Raw genomic sequence first — 2,392 nt, forward strand, 5'->3', positions numbered from 1 at the left:
CTGAAGACAGAGGCCCGGATCCTTCCAAGGATCCGGGCCTCTGTCGTTGTATGCGTGCGGTGCGCGTCCGCGCCCCCGCCCGTGAGGCGAAGGCGAGGCGGCCGGTCCTGCGGGGCGGCCGCCGTCAGGCGGTCGCGGCGCAGTTCGGGCAGATGCCGCGGTAGGTCACCTCGACGTCGGAGACCGTGAAGCCGAAACGCTCGTCGGGCGGCAGGTCCGCCAGCGGGTTCCCCGACGGGTGCACGTCGCGGATGGCGCCGCAGTGCGCGCACACCAGGTGGTGGTGCGGCCGGTGGGCGTTCGGGTCGTACCGCTTCGCCCGGTGGTCGGTGGAGACCTCGATGACCTCGCCGAGGGACACCATCTCACCCAGCGTGTTGTACACGGTGGCGCGGGAGATCTCCGGGAGCCGGTCGACGGCCCTCGCGTGCACCTCGTCCGCGGTCAGATGCACATGCTCCCCGTCGAGCACCTCGGCGACGACGCGCCGCTGTGCGGTCATGCGCCAGCCGCGCCCGCGAAGTCGTTCAAGGAGGTCGCTCATGGAATCCAGCCTAACAGTGAGGGGACCGAGTCCCGAACGGGTGTGACTTTGGATGTTCACTTGACTTGGACAAAGTCCATTGTAGGATCGCTAACGGCAGAGGCCAAGGGACAGGCTGCGCAGGACACCACCGCGCAGGACATTGACGCAGGAGGCGCACGTGACGCAGGGACCGCTCACCACGGAGGCCGGCGCGCCGGTAGCCGACAACCAGAACAGCGAGACGGCCGGCCCCGGCGGACCCGTTCTCATCCAGGACCAGGCCCTGCTGGAGAAGCTGGCCCACTTCAACCGGGAGCGGATCCCGGAGCGTGTCGTGCACGCCCGGGGCGCCGGTGCGTACGGCACCTTCACGGTGACCCGTGACGTCTCGCAGTGGACCCGCGCGAAGTTCCTCTCGGAGGTCGGCAAGGAGACCGAGACCTTCCTGCGCTTCTCCACCGTCGCCGGCAACCTCGGTGCGGCCGACGCGGCGCGCGACCCCCGCGGCTGGGCGCTGAAGTTCTACACCGAAGAGGGCAACTACGACCTCGTCGGCAACAACACCCCGGTCTTCTTCATCCGGGACGCCATCAAGTTCCCCGACTTCATCCACACCCAGAAGCGCGACCCGTACACGGGCTCCCAGGAGGCCGACAACGTCTGGGACTTCTGGGGACTGTCGCCCGAGTCCACCCACCAGGTGACCTGGCTCTTCGGCGACCGCGGCATCCCCGCCTCGTACCGCCACATGGACGGGTTCGGCTCGCACACCTTCCAGTGGAACAACGAGGCCGGCGAGGTCTTCTGGGTCAAGTACCACTTCAAGACCGACCAGGGCATCAAGAACCTCACCACCGAGGAGGCCGTCCGCCTCTCCGGCGTCGACCCGGACAGCCACCAGCGCGACCTGCGCGAGTCGATCGAACGCGGTGACTTCCCGACCTGGACCGTCCAGGTCCAGATCATGCCGGCGGCCGAGGCGGCCACCTACCGCTTCAACCCATTCGACCTGACCAAGGTGTGGCCGCACGCGGACTACCCGCCGATCGAGATCGGCAAGCTGGAGCTCAACCGCAACCCGGAGAACATCTTCGCCGAGGTCGAGCAGTCGATCTTCAGCCCGGCGCACTTCGTGCCCGGCATCGGCCCGTCCCCGGACAAGATGCTCCAGGGTCGCCTGTTCGCGTACGGCGACGCCCACCGCTACCGCGTCGGCATCAACGCCGACCACCTGCCGGTGAACCGTCCGCACGCCACCGAGGCGCGCACCCACAGCCGTGACGGCTACCTGTACGACGGCCGCCACAAGGGTGCGAAGAACTACGAGCCGAACAGCTTCGGCGGCCCCTTCCAGGCGGACCGGCCGCTCTGGCAGCCGGTCCCCGTCACCGGGGGCACCGGGAACCACGTGACTCCGGTCCACGCCGAGGACAACGACTTCGTGCAGGCCGGCAACCTCTACCGGCTGATGTCGGAGGACGAGAAGGGCCGGCTGATCGACAACCTGGCCGGGTTCATCGCGAAGGTGTCGCGTGACGACATCGCCGAGCGCGCGATCAACAACTTCCGTCAGGCCGACGCGGACTTCGGCAAGCGGCTGGAGGTCGCGGTCCAGGCCCTGCGCGGCTGACCAAGGCGCTTGCCGTAGGCGGCGGGCCGGACTCCCCGGGGCGATCCGGGGGTCCGGCCCGCAGTCGCGTACGGGGCCCGGTGCGTACCGGCCCGGCGGCGGCCGTCAGACCAGTTCGGCCGGGCGCCGCCGGACCGGCGCCCAGCACCGGATGATGTCGCGCACCGAGACGATGCCGACCGGGCCGTCGTCGTCCAGCACGATCAGGTGCCGGAACCCGCCGTGCGTCATGGCGG

The 2,392-nt window shown here is 69.4% G+C and carries 3 protein-coding genes; 1 reads left to right on the top strand and 2 read right to left on the bottom strand.

The genetic code is table 11. The features are described from left to right. Positions 1-124 precede the first annotated feature (124 nt). Entirely contained in the window at positions 125-544 is a 420-nt protein-coding gene (locus IH13_RS0110060) for a Fur family transcriptional regulator (protein WP_031083027.1), read from the bottom strand. A 142-nt stretch (positions 545-686) separates the two neighbouring features. Between IH13_RS0110060 and IH13_RS0110065 the strand changes: the two genes are divergently transcribed. Then, positions 687-2,156 carry a catalase gene (locus IH13_RS0110065; RefSeq protein ID WP_082317560.1) on the top strand — a complete coding sequence of 490 codons (1,470 nt, stop codon included), beginning with the start codon at positions 687-689 and terminating at the stop codon, positions 2,154-2,156. Positions 2,157-2,261: 105 nt separating this feature from the next. Here IH13_RS0110065 and IH13_RS40660 read toward each other — a convergent pair. Further along, positions 2,262-2,392: CBS domain-containing protein (locus tag IH13_RS40660; protein WP_158791117.1), on the bottom strand; the 131-nt coding region annotated here is incomplete at its 5' end.

It is taken from the genome of Streptomyces sp. NRRL WC-3549 (assembly GCF_000721935.1).
Lineage (GTDB): Bacteria > Actinomycetota > Actinomycetes > Streptomycetales > Streptomycetaceae > Streptomyces.

Coding starts and splice junctions, on each gene's coding strand:
- IH13_RS0110060 (WP_031083027.1), bottom strand. CDS start 544: ATGAGCGACCTCCTTGAACGACTTCGCGGGCGCGGCTGGCGCATGACC.